The organism is Catelliglobosispora koreensis DSM 44566, assembly GCF_000379685.1.
GTDB lineage: Bacteria > Actinomycetota > Actinomycetes > Mycobacteriales > Micromonosporaceae > Catelliglobosispora > Catelliglobosispora koreensis.
This window is the reverse complement of the sequence record NZ_KB903249.1, coordinates 837,712-858,313: the sequence shown is the minus strand read 5'-3', so window position 1 is coordinate 858,313 and position 20,602 is coordinate 837,712. Positions and strand designations below refer to the sequence as shown.

Sequence of the window (20,602 nt, the reverse complement as noted above, 5' to 3'; positions counted from 1 at the left end):
TTTTCTGAAGTTCTGTCGTACGGCTATCTGCCTGCGGCAAAACCAGATAGCTACCGGCCCGTGACAGCCAGTGCCCGGCAATTCCTAGCCCCAACACCGCCGTCAGCAGCATCCCGGGGCATGTACGGCCTGTAACCCGCCTGGAATTCCAGGCGGCGAGGTAGTGCGTCCCGCCACCTAACCTGGCCCGGTCGAACCGCTTGCACGACGCGGAGAGGCGTCTCGCCAGTTCAGGACCACTGCGCGGGATACAGCGAAATTCTGTGCCCGCGGAAGTAGACATGTCCTCAGAGCGTGTGTATGTTCTTACTCGTTACGAAGAACGATTAACGCAGGCGACCTGCCACAGAGAAAAACCCGCGACAAAGATTTTGCGGCCACGCAAGCGAACAGGGCTGCAGAATGACTCGCGGCGCAGATAGGCGGGCAACCGTGATATCTGTGCAAGAACAGTCAAGTTGGTGTGAAGCAGGTACCAGGGAGAGGAGTAACGCCATCGGATTGCCCACGTGGCCGCGTCACGCGCCGGTGGGAACCGCAGACCCCAGTCAACGTCAAGGAGGTCCCCGGTCAATATCCACGCCACAGCCCCGCACCCCTGCCTCACGGCGGGCTAGCGGGCACGACGAAAACCGGTGCAACGTAACGGCCGGTGATGGTAGATAACTCGAATTCTCCCCAGGGTCCCGGCGCCGAAAAGGTGCCGGGGCCCTTACCCGCGTTCAGCAGAAAAGGATGTATATGACCGTTGACGACACCACGTCGCCAGACAAATTCGATGACGAGCACTACCCGGCCTACACGATGGGCCGCGCCGCCGAAATGATCGGCGCTACCCCGGCATTCCTGCGCGCTGTCGAAGCAGCAAACCTGTTCGACGCCACCCGGTCTGAAGGCGGGCACCGCCGCTATAGCCGCTACCAGCTGCGCCTGGCCGCCCGGGTACGCGAAATAGCCGACCAGGGCACCGGAGTAGAAGCCGCCTGCCGCATCGTGATCCTGGAAGACCAGCTCGCCGAAGCACTCGAGCTCAACCACCAATACGAACGCGACCAGCAACGCAACGCCACACCCTAAGCAGCCACAACAAGGCAAAGCCGCGGCCATCGGTGTCACTGGCCAATGGGAACAGCGCTACGCTCACTCGCGGTGACCCGCCGAACTTCCCGCCAGCAAACCTCGATCTTGCCGCCGGTTGCCGGCATCTGGCCAGTCTGCCGCAATGGTGTCTAGGGCAGCGTTTTGGCGGCGGCTCCAGGTGACCATTCCATGATGAGGCGTCGCCGGTGGGCGGGCCGCCGAGGTGGCCGATGACGGCTTCAGTGAGGCGCCGGGTTGCTTCGGGTGCTGACAAGTGGTCGATGGCGTGCGGGTGGCCAGGTCAACCAGGCGGTCGCGGCCGAACAGTTCGCCGTCTGGGCTGCGGGCTTCGATGACACCGTCGGTGTAAAGCAGCACCCGGTCACCGGGTTCCAAAGCCTCCTGGGCGATGCTGGCGGCGGCCGCGCCGGTCAGGGATCTAAGCCGACGTTCTTCGCTAAGAGTGCGCACAGCATTCGTTCCGCGAAGCAGCACGGGTTCGGGGTGCCCGGCGTTGATGTAGCTCAAAATGCCCGTGCCGAGATCGAGCTGCGCGAGTATCGCGCTGGCGAACCGGCAATCACTAAACTGAGCTGCCAGTTCGGTGTCTGCAGCGGCGGCCATGGCGTCGACTTTGCTGCCCGCGCGGCGGGCGGCGCGAGTCGCCGCGAGAGCCACTGCGGTGCCCAGCCCGGCGTACATGCCGCGGCCCGTGCCATCAAAGACCGCCACATGCGCGGTTCCGGCGTTCACAGCGTAGTCAAAGGCGTCACCACCAGCGGTATACGGCGGGCACAAGGTGGCACTGATGACCCAGCTCGGCGCAGGTGAAGGTGCGCGGGGGAAGCATCCGCCACAACAATTCCGATGCCGCAGACATAGGGCGGGTGCGGCGGAACTGTTCGAGTCGGTCGCCGTAGCAGCTTCGCGGCGATCAGGTGCCCCATCAAGTTAGCCACCGCCACATGCGGCTGCATGTCCAGATCGCCGCCGCTGGCCGCAGCCGGGTCCATATCGGACACACAATCCAGTCAGAAACCCAATTAACCACATGGCAAACAACCCAAAAATAGGAGCGCGCAACCGCTGCCGTGCGTCAAGCCCGGTACCCCAGTGACGTTGTCAGATGTTGGCACAGGCGAAGGCGTCTGAGAATCCGCGCCGTGGGCACCACAGGAGTATGGGTATAGGCGCAAGCATTTTCCTCATCGCCTTGGGCGCGATTCTGACCTGGGCCGTCGACTGGAGCATCGGCGCAATCGACATCAACGTCATCGGCGCGATCCTCATGGTCGCCGGGGTCGGCGGGCTCATCTTGTTCTTCTACTTCTGGAACCAGAGCAGGGTGCCCGAAGCCGTCACAGCGGTACGGCAGCGCCAGGTCCCCGGACCGCCGCGTGCCTACAACGATGCCGCAGCACCACCGGCCACCGTGACACCACCACAGCCGCAGCCTGCGACCGTCACGACGGTGATGCCACAACAGCCGCACCCTGCGACGTTCAACACCGTCACGGCAACGGCCCCGGTCCCGGCCGCGTCACAGAGCCCGAGGCAAGGCGACTGAGTGCGGCGCTCTTTCGAAGGCCTCACTTCGATGAATATCGAGGACGTCGATGCCCAGCGGGCCGCCTCCCGCTGGGCATCAAGGTACCTGGCTACTGCTGGCTGAGCAGCAGAGTGCGGAGGTCTTTCAAACAGCGGCCCAGCAGCCGCGAAACATGCATTTGCGAGATACCAAGCCGTTGCGCGATTTCGCGCTGGGTCATGTCTTGGGCAAACCGAAGGCTGAGGATAGACCTGTCACGGGCGGGCAGCCCGGCAACATACTGGGCCAGGGCGTGGCGGTCGGGTACCAACTCCATGCGGCTGTCCAGCCCGCCGAACAGGTGCCCGAGTTCACGTTCACCGTCATCGCTGGCGGGCTGATCCAGTGACCGGGTTTGGTAGGCGAACCGGGAATCCAGGCCATCACGGGTGTCCTTTTCGGACAGTCGCAGATAGACAGCCAGATCCCCCACGGTTGGCGTGCGGCCTAAAAGCTGGGTCAGCACCGGGATGGCGCGGCTGGTTTGCATGTGCAGTTCCTGCATCCGGCGGGTGCGTGAATTGGCCGGGATCGCGTTTGAGGGAAGCTCGTATCCGCAGACGTTCGTCCTGGCCGACCTGGAAGCTGACGACATCGAGCCTGGTGCGGCGCACGTGTTCTTGTCGGGTAGCGGGATGCTGTTCTTCTTCCCCCTGGTGCGCCCTGCGTCTTGGCGGTTGCTGGTGATGCGTCCCAAAGGTGACCCGACCCCGGCCGGCGCTCCAGTCGGCTTGGCGGAGCTGCAATCCTTGTGCGCCGCCTATACCGGTGGTGCGGGTGCGGCTGCGGGATCCGGTGTGGATGACCAACTTCCGGCTGCACCACCGTGCCGCAAAGCATTATCAGTCCGGGCGGGTGTTCCTGGCTGGCGATGCCGCCCACATTCATTCCCCGGCCGGAGCGCAGGGTATGAGCACTGGCATCCAGGACGCGGCAAACCTGGCCTGGAAACTGGCCGCCGCGCTGCACGGCATCTGCCCAGCATCCATTGTGGACAGTTATCAGATTGAGCGGGCGCCGATCGGGCGGGCCGTGCTGCGCACGTCCGACCGCGCGTTCACGATCGCCACCTCCACCAATCCTGTCGTGCGGTTCGCCCGCACTCGCCTGGCCCCAGCCGTTATCCCCCTTGTACTCAAAGCGAAGCTTGGCCGGGCTTACATGTTCCGCACAGTGTCGCAGCTAGGGATCGGCTACCGCAACAGCCCGCTGTCGGCCGATGCTCCCGGCGTGCGGCGCAGGCTGCGGGCTGGTGACCGGCTCCCCGATGCACCCATAGCCGCCGGTTCAGCTACTTCTCTGCACAGGCTGACGGCGAAACCTGGCTGGCATCTGCTGCTGTGCGGCGGCGACGGCCTCAATGACGTGACCAGGCTCGTGAACGGAAGGCCTGATGTTTTTGCCGTGCAACATCTTCACGGCCCAGGAAACGAGCAGGCACTGGCCCGCCTTGGCATCAAACTAGCCCAGCAAACGATCCTGCTGGTGCGCCCCGACGGGCACATTGGATTCCAGGGCACCGGCATTGCCGGGTTGGCCTCCTATCTGGACCGTTGGCTTCCGGTACGGCCCTAACTGTCAAAGCCCGGCGCCGTCAGGTCTGGAGCCGGCTGGTGTACCGAAGAACCCGGCCAGGTTGCCCCCTAGGCCGCCATATCCAGCCTGCGGCCCGCGGGGCCGTGTTTCCGTAGAGCTGGCGCAGTACCCCGTCGATGATCAGCCCCGCCGGCGCCTCGGTGTGCTGCCGTCCATTCCAGTTCCACACCCGCACATGCCACCGGTGCCGTGCCGGCGCTCAACGTGGTGCAGTCACCGCATGCGGCTTCGGCCAGCTCGCCGCTGATGTCGGTGCCGTTGACCCGGATCGTCGGCGACGATTCCAGCCGCAGCTTCTCGGCTTGCCCGGCTGAGCTGACCTGAACCGGCCGCAGGTGCAGGGTGGTCCCGGCCTGATCCGGTACGGGTTCCAGCAAGGCGATTGCTTCACGCAGGCTGGCGTCGCTGGCCACACACGGCCCGTACGACGAAAGATCTAGGTATAGGAACTCGACCTCGGCAGTCCGTTGTGCCTCATCCATCTCATGCCTTCCGGAAAGTGTCTACATGCGACTGCTTCACTATTTCACATGTTTGTGTAACAGTGAATCTCGTGACGAGTAATGAAGCGACCGGCCCTGCCGGAACCGCCGGACGGCCGGCACTACGGGACCGGGATTTGATGGATCCGCCGGCCGCGACGCGGCTGGAGGGCATCTTCAAAGTCCTCGCGAATGACACCCGCCTGCGGCTGCTGCACGCCCTGGCCCGCACCAAAGAACTGACCGTGACCGAGCTGTGTGCGTCGGTGGGTATGCAGTCCTCGGCGGTTTCCAACCAGCTGCAGCGTTTGACAGACAAGCAGATCGTGGCGTCGCGCCGCGACGGCAACCGGATCTGGTACCGCATCGCCGACCCCTGCGTGGTCGGGCTGATCGACCTGGCCTGGTGCCTGGTCGAGACCCCGCCACCCCCGGACGGCACCTCATGAACGCCGTCTTCGAGTGGGCTACCGGTGTGGTGGGGCGGGCTTTGGGGCAGGTGTGGCACACCTTCACCGGGGTGTGGCCGTTCCTGCTGATCAGCATCGTGGTCGCGGCAGCGCTGACCACCTATATCGGCGCCGACCGGCTGGCCAGTGCGTTGCGTGCCAACGTAGTTATCGCGGTTGTGGGTGCTGTGGCGCTGGCGGCGTTCACGCCGTTTTGTTCCTGCGGCACCACCGCTGTCGTGCTTGGGGCTTTGGCGTCGCGGGTGCCGTGGGCACCTTTGGCGGCGTTCATGGTCGCCTCACCGTTGACCAGCCCGCAGGAGTATGTGCTGTCGGCGGGGCTATTCGGGTGGCCGTTTGCCAACACGTTCTTCATCGCCGCGATCGTGCTCGGTCTTGCCGCTGGTGCGGTCACCCACGCCATCGAGCGCACCGGTGCCCTGGCCGGCCAGGCACGCCTTCGCCCAGCCGCGGAGGCCGAAACCGGTTGCTGCGCAACAACTCCACCCGCTGCTCCAGCTAACACCCCGGCGTGCTGCACCACCGAGAACACCGCGGCCGGCGGGCCTCCTGTGGGAAGCACCTTGACCCTCACCTCGGTGACGGTAGTGGCACCGGTGACATGGCGGGCACGGTTCAAAGTAGACGCACTGGCACAGGAAATCGGCGTCACCGCACGTCGGCTGGCCCTGTATTTCTTCGCCTTCGCCACCGTCGGCTATCTACTCATCGAAGCCGTCCCCACCGCCTGGATCAGCCAGTACCTCGGCGGGAGCAGCCCGTGGTCAGTCGTTATCGCCGCTGTGGCCGGAATCCCGGTCTACCTCAACACCGACGGCGCTCTGCCGATGGTCGCCGCATTGATGCACGGCGGCATGGGCCCCGGCCCGGCGCTGGCTTTTCTCGTCACTGGGGCGGGCACGAGTATCGGCGCGATCTCGGGCATGTTCGTCATCGCCCGGGCCGGCATCGTCGCCCTGGTGATCGGCTGTCTGCTCGCCGGAGCCCTGCTGCTCGGCTGGACCGCACCCCTCTGGCTATAGACCAGATACCGCCAATCCCTTAAGCCACCTGGAAAAATTTCGACCTCACGGGAGACACCATGACCACCGAACACACCACTACTTTGTCCGGCGGGTTCGCCGGCGACCCGTTCGCCGCCCTCAAACCGCCCGCCGACCCCAACGGCTGCTGCTCCACAGCGGAGGCCACCGACTCCTCCGCCTGCTGCGCCAGCCCAGCGGTCAGCACCGCCAGCGCCTGTTGCGAACCAGCCGCGGAACCGGCCGGGTGCTGCTGATGACCGCCACAGCGACTGGTGAACCGTTGCACTCCAGCGGATCTGCCGAACCGTCCGCGGACCGGATGATGGAGGTCGTCGCCCGGCTTGCCGCCGATGACTTCGCCGGCAGGCAGGCCGGAACATCGGGCGGGCACGCCGCAGCCCAGTGGCTGGCCACCCATCTGGAATCCCTTGGTGCGGCGGTGACGGTGGACGAGTTCGCGGTCACGGGGGCCGTGCGAACCCTCGATGTGACACCGGTTCTGTCTTGGACAGACGGCGCCAGCCGCTGGGGCCTGGTGCACCGGCGGGAATTCGCCGAGCATCTCGCCTCCACCTACCTGCCGCAGCTGGCCACCGGCCTGCTGCGCCTAATGGGCAGCGGCGATCCGGCTGGGGTGTGGCTGCTTGACAGCGAGTACGCCGCCGAACGTGCCGCGCAGGCGGCAGCCCAAGGGGCGCTGGGCGTAGTGGTCCCCAGGGGTGTCGATGACGGTGGCTGGATGCCGAAAATGGTCGGCGGCCCGCCGACCGCCGCCCTGCCAGTGGTTTCGGTGCGTACCGATATTCAGCAGCAGATGACCACCGCCGCTATGCAGGGCGGCGCAGAGCTGGGTGCGTCGGTTCCGTTGCGCCCCAGGGATATCACCGCCGTCAATGTCCATGGTGTCTTCGGTGTTGCTCAGCCGGGCCAGGTATCCGTTCTGCTGACGGCCCATTTTGACGGTGTCGGTGACGACCCAAACGGGCTGCGGCATCCAGCCGCGTGCGACAACGCCAGCGGAGTCGCGGCCGTTGCCGTAGCCGCCCGGATTCTCGCCGCAACCCACCCGCACGTTGGTGTGGCGGTGGCGCTGCTTGACGGGGAGGAAAGCGGCCTGCACGGATCGGCCCGCCACGCACCACACGTCCCGGCGGGCACGTTTGTGATTAATCTCGATGGGGCGGCGGCATTGGATAAGCCTGCGGTGGTGGAGGCCGGCGGCCCCGCGCACCGCCTCCTTGTCGCGCTGGATCAGGCGGCCCGGCAGACCGGGATGCCGTTGCGGGCGCAGGCGATGCGCTCAGACAACCGCCGCTACACTGCCGCAGGACTGCCCACTGTCGGGATCGGTATGGGGATGCCCGGCTACCAAACCCCCGCCGAAACTCCCGACCGGGTCCAGCCTGAAGTCCTTGTGGCAGCGGTCCGGCTCCTGCTGTCCACCGTGGACAAGCTTGCGGCCTCGCCGCCCGAAACGGCAATACACGAGATCGGCCGTGATGAGCTCGCCCAACTGCTCCGGGACGGCGAAATCGTTGCGGTGGAGGCCCTGCCGGAAGACGTCTACGCCCGAGGGCATCTACCTGGTGCACTCAACATCCGGCCACGCCGCGTCGCCGAACTCGCCCCACAACTCCTGCCAGACAAGGGCGCACCGATCGCCGCGTACTGCGGCGACGCCGGATGCGACGCCTCGCTTCGAGTAGCCCGCCATCTGTCCCTGCTCGGTTATACAAATGTGCGCCGCTATACCGGCGGCAAACGCGACTGGACCCAAGCCGGCCTCGCCCTCGAAACGGTATCCCGGTGCAGTGAAACAGCTGGCGTGCCTCAAGGTTGAGGCACGCCAGCACAGGGTCAGTAGTGCCAGAGTTTGCGGCTGGCCCGTTGTGCGAAGGCTGGCCCGGCCCAGTTGCGTTCCTTCAACAACGTCATCAGCGCTGGCGTTAACAGCAGGCGGATCAGGGTGGCATCCAGCAGCACCGCGATCGCCAGCCCCACCCCGAGCTGCTTGATGATGAGCAGGTCGCCTGCGGCGAACCCCGCGAACACCACCACAATCAGGCCCGCAGCCGTGGTGATAACGGCTACGAATTTGCCGTTCTGGCCGACCGCTTTGGCCGCCCAGGGGAATCACCAAGGCCACTGCATACTCAATTGGCCCCGCCAAGCGAGATTGCCGGGCCAGTACACACTGGCCGTCTCGCCGATGCCGTCAACGAGAAGGTCAAGAAATACGCCGGCATCGCCACACGTTTTCACGCTCCCCTCATCGCAGCCGTCGGGCTCGGCGGCTTCACCGGCCTATTGCTCGGCTCCACGGGTCATGCACTGATCAATCATGCAGGCTGCCCGTCGTGATCGCACGGATGCGATCTGGCGAGCACGGGGCGTGGACCCACTTGCCGTCCTAGGGTTCCGCACCGTACGGCTCCCGCCCGCGGTCGGCTTCCCGCCGCTGGAAGCCGGTACTGCCGCCCGATAGTCGCCCGGCGGCGGCAGGAGGGTCCCGCCAGCTACGGGTTTAGGTGCAACTGGTTCTGCGGCCAGACGCTCGGGCAGGCTGTCGACCTCGCCAGAAAGGGTTGACGCGCTGCGACAACAGCCCAGCGGCTTAAAGCGGACCTTCGGCCCTAGCCATTAGGTGCCCGGTGGGAGAATCTGAAGGTGGCACCCGCCGACAAGGCCATAAGCAAGTAGCAGACGGAAAGTGGAAAGGCAGCCGAGCTGCATGACCCACCATCATCAAGATGGGTACCGCCGAGCGAAACTCATGATCACCGGCCGACGGGTGTCATTTCGTGCTTCGGCCCGCGTCTATCGCGGCCACGAGGGGACTTTCAGCCCTGGGCCCAGTCTTGGTCCCGGCCTAGCCTGCAACCATGCGGGCTGACACCTGGCGGATTACCGCGATGGCAGGCGCAGTCCTGTCCATCTTCGTTCTGTGCACGCTGGGGTGCTGGGTCACGGTGTTCTATGGCCTGGGCCAATTCCTCGACCGTTGACGCCGGTACTCCGCCGGTCCTGCAATTCGCGTTACCGGCGACGCAGTCGTGACCAGAATCCGCTGCCGGGCTCTTTCTGGGTGGGATGGCAGTTGCCAGCGCAGCGCTGCGACTTGGGCACTCCGGCGAGTACCTGCTCGACGTGGTTTCCGCAGCCACGGTAGGTGGCTTTGCCGCAAGTGCGGCAGGTTGTTCGCTGGCACATCGTTTAAGCTCCTGGTTTCTCTGGCGTTACGCGGCCTGCGCCTGGTGCGGGTCCAATTCGCGGACAGCGGAAATAAGTTGTTCAAGCGCGGCCGGTGGGAGCGCGCCGGGCTGGCTGTAAACGAGGATTCCGTTGCGGAATGCCATCAGCGTAGGGATTGAGCGGATCTGAGCGGCGGCTGCGAGCCGCGGCTGCGCTTCGGTGTCAATCTTTGCGAACACGACATCGTCGTGATGGATGCTGGCCCTTAGGAAAACGGGTGCGAAAGCGCGGCAGGGCCCGCACCATCCGGCCCACCAGTCGACCAGGACGATGCCTTCACGCTTGACCGTGCTAGGGAATGTATCTTCCGTCAGGTCATGGTTGTCATGGTTCTTTCCTGTCTTAGCTGGCCGTGGCGAAGGTGCTTTCCAGGCCGCATACCCGCCAAGGAGGTCAGACGCGTCGGTGTGGCCGTGATGGCGCGGCAGGCTGGCCGCGACCGAGGATCGGTAGCCGCCTGCGCAGTGCACGACGGCAGACCGTCCAGCTGGGATTTCGCCAAGGCGAGCCGATAGTTCTGCCGACATCATCGGGCACTGACAGTGCAAGCTCCGCGCAGGGATTGTTCGGGCATTCCAACGATCGATGCTGCTGGTGCGTAGCGCCTTGAACGCCCCTGCTGCAGGGTAGGCCCGTCCGTCACCGGCCCCCGAAGGGGGTGTCCCAGCCAAGCGGGACTTAAGGCTCTGACACTATCCTCCGTTCCCGCCATACGCTGCGTTTCATGGACGGGCTTAAGCTGGCCGGGCCGATTGTGGCAGGCTATGACGGATCGCCGGGAGCCGATCAGGCGCTGGCGTGGGCTATGCGTGAAGCGGCTCTGCGTGACGCGCAACTGCAGGTTGTTCATGCTATCGAGTGGCCGGTATACGTCGCTCCAGGCGACATTGGGTGGCTCAGCGGCCAAGAGCGTCTCGACATCGCCGCCAAACTCGCCTCGGACGCCAAGGCTGCCACCGGGTACACCGGAGAAGTCTCCATTTTGGACGGATCCGCGACCGGAGCGCTTTGCCGGCTCTCCAAGTCCGCTGGCATGGTAGTAACCGGATCACGGGGGATGGGATACTTCTCTGGAATGCTCATCGGGTCTACCAGTGCTTCTGTTGCGGTGCATGCAGAATGCACCGCCATCGTCGTGCGCGGCGGCAAATCCACGCCGGATGGTCCGCTGCCAGTAGTTGTTGGTGTGGACGAATCCGTATATTCACAGCGGGCAGCTGAATTCGGTTTCGCTGAGGCGAGTGCGCGCGGCTGTGACGTGGTGGCGGTCCGGGCCTGGCGGCCGGGGCCTGACCCACTCGGCGAAATCGACACAGCGGAACGGCACGCGCTGCGTATTGCGCTGGACCCTGCCCGTAAGGAGTACCCAGAGGTGAAGTTCTCTCTGCGGCTGGTCGCGGACCGCCCAAGTGCGGCTCTTGTCGAGGCTTCCTCCGAAGCGCAACTCGTGGCCCTTGGAGCTCGCGGAACCGGTGGTTTCAAAGGGATGCTTCTGGGCTCAGTGGGCCACAGCCTGCTACACCACGCCCACTGCCCAGTCGCTGTGGTGAGGTAGGCCAGTAGCTGGAGTCTGAGGCTCCAAAATCGACAGTGGATTGATGGGGCTTTTGGTCCTGCGGGTGCGAAGTCGTGATTACCGCGCCGGGCTGGCGTTCCTCATCAAGAGCATTCCGGGACGCCACCTTCCGTCTTAAGCCAGCACGGCCGAGTAGAGCCCAGCGGTCCCGCTACGGTGTGATGCCAGAGGATGTGCTGGCCTTGCGTGCGGCGAGGCTGCCCAAGGTATCGCCCCACAGCTGCGCGCGAGCTAGCTCGCCATCGGCTAGCGGTCCGGTGGTGTCGTTTACGTAGAAGCTTTCCGGCGGCGCTGCGATCGGCAGCCCAAACCGCTTTAGCCGCTTCATGGCACTTCGGGCGGCCGAGCCCGGCAGCCAGGCCGGTTTGGCGATTTTGGTATCGAAGCTTGCGGTCAGCGTCTGAGGACTGATCTTTGGTGCGTTTTCCAGCCACTCTCTGATGCCCTCGCCCGGTGATATCAAAGGGCCAGTGCCTTGCTGCGCGGCGCTTTCGCGAGTCTTGGCTCTGCTCATCCCGAAGGCATGAGTCGGGCCTCCAATGATGAGGAGGCTGAGATCTGCGGGAAGAGGGCCTGTTGCCTGGCTGACCTCGATCAGATCGGCTTTTCCGTGGCGGGCTAGGCCTTCGGCAACAGCCTTGGCAATCAGCTGGGTGTTGCCAAACATGGATTCGTAAATAACAAGAGCTCGCATACCTCAAGTGTTCGTACGGCGCTGACCAGCGCTCAGGGCCGTCGTGCCGTGCACGTAAAGACCAACGGCCTGCACTGAAGCGCCCGTTTGGAAAATCACGCCCGGGGCTGGGGCGCGTGCGGCAAGCGGTGCCGGGTCCAACGACCCTGACGCGGGAGGGCGCATGCCTCTGCCCGCTGGCGGCGCACTGGTGGGACGGTGAAATCCAGAAGAGGTGAAGCTGATGAGACCTCGGTTTCTAGCGCCCACCATCGTTGGCGGGATTGGCCGCAGCGCCGGCGAAGACATCCTTACTGCGGCGTTGTGGCAGGCCCACGCGGCTGACGGCACGCTTAGACGCGAAATGATCGTGATCGGAACCCGGGGCAGCCAGGACATTGCGGTGCACGCTGAATGCACCGTCCTGCTCGTACCCAGCAATAATCATGACAACGGTGAGTCCCATGTCCCGTAACCTCAAATCGGCGCAAGCACTGACCGTTGTCGTGGCAGCGCTCATGGCCGTAGCGTCGGCTGCAGGATTGTTGATGCCCGGCCTGTACCGGGAGCCGCTTGCCGCCGAAACAGTATTACGCGCCTACGACCTGGTGAATCTAGTGATCGCAGCCCCGGCATTGCTTTTTGCCAGCATCTTCGAGCGCAGGGGCGGGCATCGCGCGCAGCTGGCATGGGCCGGGACTCTGGCCTACGTCGTGTATGCCTACGCGTTTTATGTTTTTGGGACAGCCTTTAACGACGCCTTCCTCTTGCACGTGGCTGTGTTCTCCTCATCCCTCTACGCACTGGTGCTGACGCTGGCGAACACGAATGTCGCAGGCATAGCCGCAAGCTTCCAGCCGCGCACTCCGGTCAGGACAGTCAGCATTCTCCTTTTACTGCTGGCGCTGCCCATCGGGGCATTCTGGGTGTTTTCCTCGTTGCGACTGACGCTGACTGGCCAGCTGCCGGCCGACACCTTGCTCGTCCAGTCCCTTGACAGCGTTCATCTGTCCTATGTGCTGGACCTCGCGCTGCTTGTGCCGGCCTACGTGCTCGCGGCGGTTCTGCTCTGGCGCCGTGCCGCATGGGGATACACCGCAGCGGCTGTGCTTCTGATATCCGGCCTGGTACACCAGCTCAGTACATGACCGCGCTGGCTTTCCAGGCGCAGGTGGACGTGCCCGGGGCAACGGCATTCGATCCGCAAGAGCCGTTCATCGTTCTGGCGTACCTGATAGCGGTTGTTCTCCTAATGGTGAACCTGCCCGCTGGCCCCGCCCTTCAGCCCGCCGGCAATGAGAAAATCCGGCCGGGAATCTCATAGACGAGCCTCTAGTCCGATGTGGACGTACGCTACGGCTGGCCAAGTTGGTGATGTGGGACCGTCGCCCCTGCCGTAAAAGCAGCTAAGTACGCGACGATCACGTTATGGCTCGGACGTGGATGCGCCAGACCACCCGTGTGCTAGCCAGTGAGCCGAAAAGCAAAGGCGCAATGGGTCGCTCATGCGCCGCGCTGGTGTTGTCTGGGCTGCTCGCATCGGTGAGTGCGCTGGCGTCGGCACCGGCGCTAATGCCGCCTAGCTATTCGTGGATTGCCAACACCGCCAGCGCATCCGGTGCGCAAGCGCTGTCTGGCACGTGGCTTGCCCGGCTTGGTTTCCTCCTTTTCGGACTGTCTGTGTTGATGCTGGTAGAGCTTCGGGCGGTAGCTGGGGCAGCGCCAGTGCCGGTCTGCGCGCAGCCTTCGGTGCGCTGATGACAGCTACGGCGGCTTTTCGCATCGTCCAGCTAGCGGATCGTTCGACTGCATGGAAGACCTGCTTCATTCTGCCGCCGCTACGGCGATGGGTTTCGCATTCGCCCTGGGCATCGTCGCTGCTAGTGTCCACAGCCCCAAAGAGCGGCCGTCCTCGCCATTGCTGCTGGACTGGATCGCCGTTGGCGCCTCGGTGCTCATCCCGCTAAGCATGAGCGTCTGGCCGCAGGCTGCTGGCCTGCTGCAGCGACTCATGTTCGCGGTCGCCTTTGCCTGGTACGGCGCCCAGGCTTGGCGCGCGACGAAATAGACGATGCAATAGAAGCCGAGCTGGGCCCAGCAATCACCGTGCTCACTCGCGGCGGCTTCCGGGTGCACGGTGGCGGCGCTGCTAGAGACGAGCAGAGCATGCCTGGCGCGTACCTGCGTGCCACTGCGGGCATCTGCTGGGGAACCGGCATTTACGTCCCCACCCCTACTGGCGACCGGGTCTGTGCCCTCCCCGCTTCGAAAGCAGCGTCCTGCCACGGTTCGTGGCTACCACGGTCGATCCCAACCCATCAAGTGAAGTAGAGCTCAAGCGTCTTGCGAAACGGCCGTGGGAAGGGCTCAACGCGTCATCAATACGGGTGTGTACTCAGTAAGGACGTGAGGGGTCGAGGCCTATTGCCGTGATGATGGGGTCGCGCAGGCCAGGTCGTGGTTCTGCCGTGCCTTTCAATTGGCATCGCAATTTCTGGGGCGACTGGGATGAGGCCGTGGCGGCTTCGACCTCCTAGGCTTGCGGCATTGAGAACGGACCTGAGTGCGCGTGCTTGTCCTGGCTTGAGTCCGTAGGTGACTTCACCGGTTGGTTTGCCGTCGACGACCCGGCCGACCCGGTCGAGTTCGCCTAGGCCGCCAGGCTGCAATGCGGTCACCCAGATCCTCTGCGTCTGGCGAATTTGAACGTCACCGCGCAAGGCTCGCGCCTTTCTGCCGGTCGGCGGCCAATGCGCGGCACGGTCGGCCCCGGTCCCGCTCTGGAGTGGACGACCGGAGAGCAGATCGCCCGGCATCTGCTGACGCGCCTCGATTGTATGGTGGCCAAGGGTGCGGCGAGTTGACGTCTACAGGCTGGGATCGACCGGCCCGAGTGGACTGTCGGTGGTGGACGGCTCGCCCTTGAGCTCGATGAAGATCGTGTGGGTGTCCGTGTCGCCGATGTTGTGGCCGACGTGCTCCTGCGCGCCCAACCACCGCACCTCGCCCGCTGCGAGCTCGACGTCGACCTCACGGCCACCTTCGCGACCGCCGTTGGAGACGCGCCGGGTGAACGCGCTGAGCGTCACCATAACGCTGTCGGGGTGCCGATGTGGATGGGTCTGATCGCCTGGGCGATCGCGATATTCCAGGACCCGGACACGCTCGTTTTCGAAGACCAGCCGGTAAAGCCCTGGATCGGTGATCGTGGGATCTTGACTGCTCATCGCCCTTGCCTGCCCTCCGTGCGAACCGTTATGGGACTAGAGTACCATAACGGTATGGCAGTGCCATATGAACGCGGCGGACGCACCAAGCAGAAGGAGCGCACCCGGCAGGCGCTGGTGGAAGCGGCGCGGGAACTGCTCGCCCAGGGTCAGACCCCCAGAGTCGAAGACGCGGCCGCGCGGGCAGGCATCTCCCGCACCGCCGCCTACCGTTACTTTCCGAATCAGCGCTCGCTGCTGCTCGGGGCGCAGCCACAGATCCAGCCCGACACGCTGCTCGCCGACGATGCCCCGACCGAGCCGAGGGCCCGCCTCGAAGCCTTCATGACAGAGTTCACCCGCTACAACCTCACCTATCAGCCGCAGCTGCGCACCGCCCTGCGGCTATCGTTGGAAAAACTGGCGGCAGAAAAGCCGGTGCTGCGCCAAGGTCGCGCCATCGGCTGGATCGAAGACGCGCTCGCGCCCCTGCGCGACAAAGAAAAGAACGTCGACATCAGACAGCTCGCCATCGCGATCCGCTCGGCCACCGGCATCGAAACACTGATCTGGCTGCTCGACATCGCGGGCCTCACCCCGGAGCAAGCAGCCGAAACGATCCGGCACACGGCACTGGCCCTCCTCGACGCGGCCCTGGCTGATTCGAAACGCTGACTCGACCTTCCATGGCTGCAGGCACAGGCATTGACGGCCTATGCGTACACGCGGCAACTGCCCGCATCAGCGAGGCCCCCGACAGCAAACCTGTTGTGCTGCACTGCGACGGCAGCTACAGGTCCTCCGTCGCCGCATCCCTGTTACGCCGGACGGGCCACCCCGACGTGTCCGACCTCCTCGGCAGCTACACCGCATGGCAAGCCACCTTGCATCCAGTGCCATAGCACCAGGCAACGGCAAACCCGCCGGCCTTCGTGCCGGCGGGTTGCACACAGGCAATGGGAGTGGATGCGGCCCACCTTCAGGCCAGCGCACCGTACAGACATCCTCTCGGCCCCGCGCCGGTGATACCACCGGCCGCACGGCAGCCAGCTTTCGCACTACCGCGCGACGTAATCCGGCTGCGGCCCAGGCCGTGGCGCGCATTTGCTTAGTCCTCGCCGGTGCCCTCATCTCGTGGGATGGATGGCTTGAGCCGGAACACCGCCGCCCGCACCTCTTTGATGATCTGGTCGGTGGTTTCGACGTGCTGCTGGATCGCTTGGCTGACTTCGGGTTTGATGGTTTTACCGGCGGTGACTTGCAGGTCGAGGGCCAGGCCGAACAGGGAGCTGATGACGTGTTCACGCATGTCGTCAGCGATGTCTGCGCGTTCTTGCAGTACGAGCAGGGCCTCCTGGTCTCGGCGGGCCTGTGCGAGTTCGAGGGCCAGGCCGGCGTGGGCGGCCGTGCCGCGGATGATCTGGATGTCGAGGGCGTCAAAGGTCTGGCTCACCTGGGCCGCGGGCCAGGATGAGCACGCCGCTGGTGCCACGTTCGCCGCGAAGCGGCACGGCAACGGATTGGCCGACGACGCCGAGGGCGTCTGGCCATGTTTCGTGGGTGCGGTCGTCGGTGCCGGGGTCGGCCACCATGACAACTTCGCCGGTGATGGATCCTTCCAGCGGGATCCGCTTGTCCTGCCAGCGGGTGAGGGTCCCTACCGACACCGCGATGCGCCATTCATGTTCGCCTTCCACCGGGACCGAAACCGCGGCACCTTTGGCATTCACGATTTCGCGGGCATGCCGTACCAGGGCCGAGAGCGCGCTTTGGGGGTCGCTGTCGGACAGGACACCAGTGGTTAGGGTAACCATTGCTTCCTGCCATGCCTCCCGGCGGCGCAGCCGGTCAAACAGCGTCGCGTTCTCTATCGCCGTCCCCGCGATCGCGGCCAGTGCGATGACAAGTTCTTCGTCGTCGCTGGTGAACTCGCTGGCCTGCTTTTTTCCGACAGATAGAGGTTTCCGAAGATCTGGTCCCCGGCAACAATGGGCACCCCGAGAAAAGACCGCATGGGCGGGTGGTTCTCCGGGAATCCGACCGATGCCGGATGGTCGGCGATATCGGCTAGCCGCAGCGTTTGCGGATAGTTGACCAGCAGGCCGAGCACACCTTTGCCCTCGGGCAAGTGGCCGATCGCCTCGACGGTATGCGGGTCCATGCCGGTGTGCAGGAACCTGGTCAGTACGCCTTCGCGGGTCACGCCAAGTGCGGCGTAGCGGGCGTCGACCAGGTCACGTGCGGCCTCCATGATCCGCCGTAAGACGCTTTCCAGGTCGACCGTCGCGGGTCACCTCCCGGTAGGCGTTAAGCAGCCCCCGCAGCCTGCTTTGTGTCTGCTGCACATCACGCGCCCGGTCCACCAGCTGCTCAAGCAGCTCATCTAGCTCCAGCCGTGCCGCAGCCGGAAAACTGATCTGCTCATCCGCACCGTTTCCTGGCCCCGGTGCCGTTACGCCTTCCACAACACCCCCTTACCACCCGAAAGGGATACCGAAACAGTCTCCACAACGACCTGCACGCCCGCAATGGAAGTAATGCGCCAACCTCAATGAACCGGGCGCGGAATTTTGGCGCTCAAAGGCGAGCCCCGGCAGACCAGTGACCTCAAGCTGCGGCTTCAACTGCGCGTCTAAGAAACCTGCACCGTGACGTTCGGCCCAGGTTTGGAGGACTCTTTGCCGTACCACGCACAGCGTAAGACAAGGAAAGATTATGAATAGGATAGTTGGCTTTATATCGGACATTAGGTCAAGGAGCAGGTCATGGCGAATGCCAAATACGGCACACGAGCCGCGCGGTGGCTAACTGCAGCGACCATAGCGATTCTGGCCAGCGCCTGCGCCGCGTCCGAAAGCCCTCGCAGCACCGAAACCACCAGGAATACGCTGAACGTGGCCCCGTCTGCCAGCCCAGGCAATACCGCCACTATCGCTGAGCGGATCTGCCAGAATGCGATCGCCTACTACGAGCGGCTCAAAACATCAGATCCCGTCGGGAGCCAAGTGGCTGCGAACGAGGCCATAGGCGAGGCGGTCAAAGCACTTGAGCGCACAGGCTCACGCGAGCTTGAGCCACTCACGCAGGCACTGCAGGACCTGGCCAGCATTGGCCAGCAGCTTGCCATCGCGATGGACCGCGGGGAGCCAGCCGCCAGCGACCTGTTCGAGGCCTACTCTGCGGCAGGTGACCTAGTCGTTGCCGAAGCCGAAGCTGTTGGCGCACCGGCCTGCGCCCGTATCGCTGCGGAAATGTGAGGAGCCAGCCATGTCTCCCTGCACACTTTGCGGAGGCACCGGGCTGGTCGCCCGCACGGGCATGCCAGCCGATCTGACCGGCGTCACCAGCGGCGCCGCCACCGCCACAATGGCCTGGTGCGGACACTGTCACGGAACCGGGCACGAGCCCGGACCCCAGCACACAGAAGACAGCCCAGCCATTAGCCGAAACGCTTTCACCCCGCAGCCGTGGAACGTCTATGTCAACCCGCGAAAACCAGGCGAAGCATTCTGCGTCATGGGGGCACCGCTGTCGCTCTACTTCTGCCCGCGCTACACCCCAGGCGTCTCGGAAACCGACCCGAGCCACTGGGAGTTCGTCACCACCATCGGCAACCTGCCATACGTGCAGTGGACGACACCCGCACGAGCCAATGGCCAGAACCTGCCACTGACGTTCTTCCACGGCAGCATCTTGCAGGCGTCCTGGATCTAAACACGCATCACGGCCGCGCTGGCCAACGCTCGTGTATGCGGCGCGTCCTGGCATCAGCAACGCCACGCGGCCTCCAACACCACGCTGACCTGGCGGCACCGCCGTGTCCTGCGCTTGTGGCACTGACGGTGTCTGGCCGGATGTGCTCTGGCCAGCAAGCCTGCGGCGAGCCAGAGCCTTACTTTCCTGGCCGGGCACCAAACAAGCGCGCGTCTACCGCCGCAGCAGCCGGGCCGGTTACGTTAGCGGCAACCGGGTCTCCCAGACTTGCCTTACGGGCGTGGGCTGGGAGCCCGGGCTTTCCGCCTTGTTCCACAAGTAGGCCGGGCGTTGTGCGTTGCGCCGCTTTACAGCCGACGCAGCGGCACGGCGAGCACCATGTTGGCGCATCAAAATTTGTGTAGGCCGCTCCGCTCACATGCACCCCACGGCATAGGAGGCGGGATGCGCCGATGCCAGGTCGTTACGCCGTGGCACACGTATCGGCCACAAGCACGCATGAGGGCCCGCCCTGCCCGGAGGGGTGTCACAGCGTGGTTTTTGGCAGACCCGGCGCCGTCACAAGGACGGCGCCGGGTTCCAAAGGGAGGGATGGGAGCGCTTCCAACATAGTTCCCCGTGCCACCCTGGGGCAGTGACCTTCCGGGTCACATAAATGCCTGCAAAGACGACAGTTGCGGGCGAAAAGACTAAATATGGCAATGATGCGCCGGCCGTCGGCTGAGCTGGCTGACGATCCGAAGCCTGCGGCTTTTGTCTAGAGGCCGGCGCGATCTGGGCCGGGCCAGCTTCCCGGGTGTCAGTGTGCGGCTCCTCGACATGTTGGACCATGTGGCGCCTGTCGTTGCTTGACAGGTTCAGGAGTTCTCGATTGCTCCCTGGGCGGTCGCATGGTCGGCGAACGCGCCCACCCGGTCAAGTATTTCCTCCCGCAGGGTCATCTTGTGCCACCGTTGCCGTGCAGAAGCATTTCCGGTGCGCGGAACGCATGCACGGCTGTGGGTACGCCGCGCTCGTGATGCCAGTTTCCTGGGCGCCAGCTGATCGGCAAATTGAGTGGCTACCGTGCAGGTGAGACAGCTTCACAGGAAGCCAATGACACCCAAAGCTACTAAATTTGACAAAACGCGGCTACAGTTCGGATCTTCGCCTGGCGGGTGCGTGACGTCGCGAGCGTGGCCGGGTCGGTACGATACTCAGCGTGGCGAAACGTCGGTTAAGTTCTTCGACGCGGGAGGTGAGCGGTGAGTGCTGAAGCTATCGCCCCGCCGTGGATGCACGAGCTGGTGACCGCGCAGCAGTACGACTCGTGGTCTGCCGAGCAGTGTGCCGGTATTGAGATCGTCGATGGGATGATCGTCGTGAGCCCGAGCGCGTCGAAACGCCACAACCGGATCGCCAGGGTGGTGGCGAACGCACTGGACGCGGCGGCGAGACCTGAGTGGAACGCCGATACCGACTTCGACCTGCGCCTGCAGGATGTGCCGTTACTCAACCGGCGCCCTGACGTGATCGTTTACCGGGCCGACACCCTCGATGTCAGCCCGACCCGGCCTGAACACGTCATCATGGTCGCCGAAGTCGTCTCGCCTGGGTCGGAGACCACCGACCGCATCGTCAAACTCGACCAGTACGCCAAAGCCGGTATCCAGTTCTACTGGCGCATCGAACAGGCGCTCACCGGTATCCCGATCGTCTACACCTACGTGCTCGACAAGGCCGCTACGAAATACCGCGAGACTGAAGTTTTCACCGGCGTGGTCACCACGGCTGCGCCGTTCCCGGTCACGATCGACCTCACCAAGATCTAGAAGTCACCAGTAAGCCGGGACTGTTTCTCCAAACCCGTGTTCGCGATCCGCAGCTTGTGCGGGCCAGCGGGTGGTGATGCTGCGTGAATGCGTGGTCTCCTTCGCTTCGTACGGGTTCCGTGCGGCATT

The 20,602-nt window shown here is 64.4% G+C and carries 31 protein-coding genes and 1 pseudogene; 20 read left to right on the top strand and 12 right to left on the bottom strand.

The annotated features are described in order from the left end of the window. Positions 1 to 741: 741 nt before the first annotated feature. Positions 742 to 1,077: a MerR family transcriptional regulator gene (locus A3E1_RS0104040; RefSeq protein ID WP_020519455.1), complete on the top strand. Its 336-nt coding sequence runs from the start codon at positions 742 to 744 to the stop codon at positions 1,075 to 1,077. 63 nt (positions 1,078 to 1,140) lie between these two features. Here A3E1_RS0104040 and A3E1_RS38845 read toward each other — a convergent pair whose 3' ends face one another. Continuing rightward, on the bottom strand, positions 1,141 to 1,833 hold the full coding sequence (locus tag A3E1_RS38845) for a PP2C family protein-serine/threonine phosphatase (protein WP_051104775.1): 693 nt from the start codon (positions 1,831 to 1,833) through the stop codon (positions 1,141 to 1,143). 427 nt (positions 1,834 to 2,260) lie between these two features. Here A3E1_RS38845 and A3E1_RS49065 point away from each other — a divergent pair, with 427 nt between their 5' ends. After that, positions 2,261 to 2,647 carry a DUF6458 family protein gene (locus A3E1_RS49065; RefSeq protein ID WP_020519454.1) on the top strand — a complete coding sequence of 129 codons (387 nt, stop codon included), beginning with the start codon at positions 2,261 to 2,263 and terminating at the stop codon, positions 2,645 to 2,647. Between the two features lie 91 nt (positions 2,648 to 2,738). On the opposite strand, the gene A3E1_RS38835 is transcribed toward A3E1_RS49065, so the two are convergent. After that, complete coding sequence (locus A3E1_RS38835) at positions 2,739 to 3,365, bottom strand: sigma-70 family RNA polymerase sigma factor (RefSeq protein WP_245571075.1); 627 nt, start codon at positions 3,363 to 3,365, stop codon at positions 2,739 to 2,741. Between the two features lie 80 nt (positions 3,366 to 3,445). Here A3E1_RS38835 and A3E1_RS38830 point away from each other — a divergent pair, with 80 nt between their 5' ends. After that, entirely contained in the window at positions 3,446 to 4,243 is a 798-nt protein-coding gene (locus A3E1_RS38830; protein ID WP_157631302.1) for an FAD-dependent monooxygenase, read from the top strand. A 68-nt stretch (positions 4,244 to 4,311) separates the two neighbouring features. Here A3E1_RS38830 and A3E1_RS0104015 read toward each other — a convergent pair whose 3' ends face one another. Further along, entirely contained in the window at positions 4,312 to 4,746 is a 435-nt protein-coding gene (locus A3E1_RS0104015) for a DUF2703 domain-containing protein (protein ID WP_026208068.1), read from the bottom strand. Between the two features lie 71 nt (positions 4,747 to 4,817). Between A3E1_RS0104015 and A3E1_RS0104010 the strand changes: the two genes are divergently transcribed. From A3E1_RS0104010 to A3E1_RS0103995, 4 genes are read left to right on the top strand one after another with little or no spacing between them, the layout of a single operon-like run. Continuing rightward, entirely contained in the window at positions 4,818 to 5,195 is a 378-nt protein-coding gene (locus A3E1_RS0104010) for an ArsR/SmtB family transcription factor (RefSeq protein WP_211215849.1), read from the top strand. Next, positions 5,192 to 6,238, top strand: coding sequence for a permease (locus A3E1_RS0104005; protein WP_020519450.1), 1,047 nt, complete (start codon positions 5,192 to 5,194; stop codon positions 6,236 to 6,238). Before A3E1_RS0104010 ends, A3E1_RS0104005 begins: the two co-directional genes overlap by 4 nt. A 59-nt stretch (positions 6,239 to 6,297) precedes the next feature. Further along, a complete protein-coding gene (locus tag A3E1_RS46920) occupies positions 6,298 to 6,495 on the top strand; it encodes a hypothetical protein (protein ID WP_157631301.1) in 198 nt (65 codons plus the stop codon). Next, positions 6,495 to 8,081, top strand: a complete 1,587-nt coding sequence (locus tag A3E1_RS0103995) for a M28 family peptidase (protein ID WP_245571074.1) — start codon at positions 6,495 to 6,497, stop codon at positions 8,079 to 8,081. Before A3E1_RS46920 ends, A3E1_RS0103995 begins: the two co-directional genes overlap by 1 nt. 17 nt (positions 8,082 to 8,098) lie before the next feature. Here A3E1_RS0103995 and A3E1_RS0103990 read toward each other — a convergent pair whose 3' ends face one another. Beyond that, the gene (locus tag A3E1_RS0103990; RefSeq protein ID WP_157631368.1) at positions 8,099 to 8,323 is read right to left on the bottom strand and encodes an MMPL family transporter; all 225 of its coding nucleotides are present in this window, start codon (positions 8,321 to 8,323) and stop codon (positions 8,099 to 8,101) included. A 75-nt stretch (positions 8,324 to 8,398) separates the two neighbouring features. Between A3E1_RS0103990 and A3E1_RS0103985 the strand changes: the two genes are divergently transcribed. Beyond that, complete coding sequence (locus A3E1_RS0103985; RefSeq protein ID WP_020519446.1) at positions 8,399 to 8,602, top strand: hypothetical protein; 204 nt, start codon at positions 8,399 to 8,401, stop codon at positions 8,600 to 8,602. A 521-nt stretch (positions 8,603 to 9,123) separates the two neighbouring features. Continuing rightward, positions 9,124 to 9,246: a hypothetical protein gene (locus tag A3E1_RS48780; RefSeq protein ID WP_281167358.1), complete on the top strand. Its 123-nt coding sequence runs from the start codon at positions 9,124 to 9,126 to the stop codon at positions 9,244 to 9,246. A gap of 231 nt (positions 9,247 to 9,477) precedes the next feature. On the opposite strand, the gene A3E1_RS47675 is transcribed toward A3E1_RS48780, so the two are convergent. Together A3E1_RS47675 and A3E1_RS49060 are read right to left on the bottom strand one after the other, a co-directional pair. After that, positions 9,478 to 9,807 (bottom strand): thioredoxin family protein, encoded by a 330-nt coding sequence (locus A3E1_RS47675; protein WP_026208066.1) that lies wholly within the window; start codon positions 9,805 to 9,807, stop codon positions 9,478 to 9,480. Positions 9,808 to 9,915: 108 nt separating this feature from the next. Continuing rightward, positions 9,916 to 10,020, bottom strand: a pseudogene (locus A3E1_RS49060) (hypothetical protein); the annotation flags it as partial. 197 nt (positions 10,021 to 10,217) lie between these two features. On the opposite strand from A3E1_RS49060, the gene A3E1_RS0103970 reads away from it, so the two are divergent. After that, complete coding sequence (locus tag A3E1_RS0103970; RefSeq protein ID WP_020519443.1) at positions 10,218 to 11,048, top strand: universal stress protein; 831 nt, start codon at positions 10,218 to 10,220, stop codon at positions 11,046 to 11,048. Positions 11,049 to 11,220: 172 nt separating this feature from the next. On the opposite strand, the gene A3E1_RS0103965 is transcribed toward A3E1_RS0103970, so the two are convergent. Continuing rightward, positions 11,221 to 11,763, bottom strand: coding sequence for a flavodoxin family protein (locus A3E1_RS0103965; RefSeq protein WP_026208064.1), 543 nt, complete (start codon positions 11,761 to 11,763; stop codon positions 11,221 to 11,223). A 223-nt stretch (positions 11,764 to 11,986) separates the two neighbouring features. On the opposite strand from A3E1_RS0103965, the gene A3E1_RS46915 reads away from it, so the two are divergent. The 5 genes from A3E1_RS46915 to A3E1_RS0103940 all read left to right on the top strand — a co-directional run bounded on the left by A3E1_RS46915 (position 11,987) and on the right by A3E1_RS0103940 (position 13,810). Beyond that, positions 11,987 to 12,217, top strand: coding sequence for a hypothetical protein (locus A3E1_RS46915; RefSeq protein ID WP_157631300.1), 231 nt, complete (start codon positions 11,987 to 11,989; stop codon positions 12,215 to 12,217). Next, positions 12,207 to 12,890 (top strand): hypothetical protein, encoded by a 684-nt coding sequence (locus tag A3E1_RS0103955; RefSeq protein ID WP_020519440.1) that lies wholly within the window; start codon positions 12,207 to 12,209, stop codon positions 12,888 to 12,890. The genes A3E1_RS46915 and A3E1_RS0103955 overlap by 11 nt, the downstream gene beginning before the upstream one ends. Then, positions 12,887 to 13,066 (top strand): hypothetical protein, encoded by a 180-nt coding sequence (locus tag A3E1_RS0103950; protein ID WP_020519439.1) that lies wholly within the window; start codon positions 12,887 to 12,889, stop codon positions 13,064 to 13,066. The genes A3E1_RS0103955 and A3E1_RS0103950 overlap by 4 nt, the downstream gene beginning before the upstream one ends. A gap of 104 nt (positions 13,067 to 13,170) precedes the next feature. Further along, on the top strand, positions 13,171 to 13,500 hold the full coding sequence (locus tag A3E1_RS0103945; RefSeq protein ID WP_157631299.1) for a hypothetical protein: 330 nt from the start codon (positions 13,171 to 13,173) through the stop codon (positions 13,498 to 13,500). Between the two features lie 52 nt (positions 13,501 to 13,552). Continuing rightward, a complete protein-coding gene (locus A3E1_RS0103940) occupies positions 13,553 to 13,810 on the top strand; it encodes a hypothetical protein (protein WP_020519437.1) in 258 nt (85 codons plus the stop codon). A gap of 799 nt (positions 13,811 to 14,609) precedes the next feature. On the opposite strand, the gene A3E1_RS0103930 is transcribed toward A3E1_RS0103940, so the two are convergent. Continuing rightward, positions 14,610 to 14,969 carry a cupin domain-containing protein gene (locus tag A3E1_RS0103930; RefSeq protein ID WP_020519436.1) on the bottom strand — a complete coding sequence of 120 codons (360 nt, stop codon included), beginning with the start codon at positions 14,967 to 14,969 and terminating at the stop codon, positions 14,610 to 14,612. A 54-nt stretch (positions 14,970 to 15,023) separates the two neighbouring features. Between A3E1_RS0103930 and A3E1_RS0103925 the strand changes: the two genes are divergently transcribed. Both A3E1_RS0103925 and A3E1_RS45900 read left to right on the top strand, forming a co-directional pair. Further along, positions 15,024 to 15,623 carry a TetR/AcrR family transcriptional regulator gene (locus A3E1_RS0103925; RefSeq protein ID WP_020519435.1) on the top strand — a complete coding sequence of 200 codons (600 nt, stop codon included), beginning with the start codon at positions 15,024 to 15,026 and terminating at the stop codon, positions 15,621 to 15,623. Between the two features lie 11 nt (positions 15,624 to 15,634). After that, positions 15,635 to 15,850: a rhodanese-like domain-containing protein gene (locus A3E1_RS45900; RefSeq protein WP_083929349.1), complete on the top strand. Its 216-nt coding sequence runs from the start codon at positions 15,635 to 15,637 to the stop codon at positions 15,848 to 15,850. A 206-nt stretch (positions 15,851 to 16,056) separates the two neighbouring features. Here the strand turns inward: A3E1_RS45900 and A3E1_RS0103920 are convergent, their stop codons facing one another. Genes A3E1_RS0103920 through A3E1_RS44390 form a run of 4 tightly spaced genes read right to left on the bottom strand, consistent with a single transcriptional unit; the run spans position 16,057 to position 17,413 of the window. Then, positions 16,057 to 16,401, bottom strand: coding sequence for a histidine kinase (locus tag A3E1_RS0103920; RefSeq protein ID WP_020519434.1), 345 nt, complete (start codon positions 16,399 to 16,401; stop codon positions 16,057 to 16,059). Then, a complete protein-coding gene (locus A3E1_RS44400) occupies positions 16,385 to 16,762 on the bottom strand; it encodes a GAF domain-containing protein (RefSeq protein WP_020519433.1) in 378 nt (125 codons plus the stop codon). Before A3E1_RS44400 ends, A3E1_RS0103920 begins: the two co-directional genes overlap by 17 nt. A gap of 53 nt (positions 16,763 to 16,815) precedes the next feature. Beyond that, positions 16,816 to 17,199 (bottom strand): GAF domain-containing protein, encoded by a 384-nt coding sequence (locus tag A3E1_RS44395; RefSeq protein ID WP_026208063.1) that lies wholly within the window; start codon positions 17,197 to 17,199, stop codon positions 16,816 to 16,818. Then, positions 17,183 to 17,413: a hypothetical protein gene (locus A3E1_RS44390; RefSeq protein WP_026208062.1), complete on the bottom strand. Its 231-nt coding sequence runs from the start codon at positions 17,411 to 17,413 to the stop codon at positions 17,183 to 17,185. The genes A3E1_RS44395 and A3E1_RS44390 overlap by 17 nt, the downstream gene beginning before the upstream one ends. A gap of 300 nt (positions 17,414 to 17,713) precedes the next feature. Between A3E1_RS44390 and A3E1_RS0103900 the strand changes: the two genes are divergently transcribed. The 3 genes from A3E1_RS0103900 to A3E1_RS0103890 all read left to right on the top strand — a co-directional run bounded on the left by A3E1_RS0103900 (position 17,714) and on the right by A3E1_RS0103890 (position 20,473). Next, a complete protein-coding gene (locus A3E1_RS0103900) occupies positions 17,714 to 18,205 on the top strand; it encodes a hypothetical protein (RefSeq protein WP_020519432.1) in 492 nt (163 codons plus the stop codon). A gap of 10 nt (positions 18,206 to 18,215) precedes the next feature. Next, entirely contained in the window at positions 18,216 to 18,662 is a 447-nt protein-coding gene (locus tag A3E1_RS0103895; protein ID WP_020519431.1) for a hypothetical protein, read from the top strand. Positions 18,663 to 19,906: 1,244 nt separating this feature from the next. After that, on the top strand, positions 19,907 to 20,473 hold the full coding sequence (locus A3E1_RS0103890) for a Uma2 family endonuclease (RefSeq protein WP_020519430.1): 567 nt from the start codon (positions 19,907 to 19,909) through the stop codon (positions 20,471 to 20,473). Positions 20,474 to 20,602 lie beyond the last annotated feature (129 nt).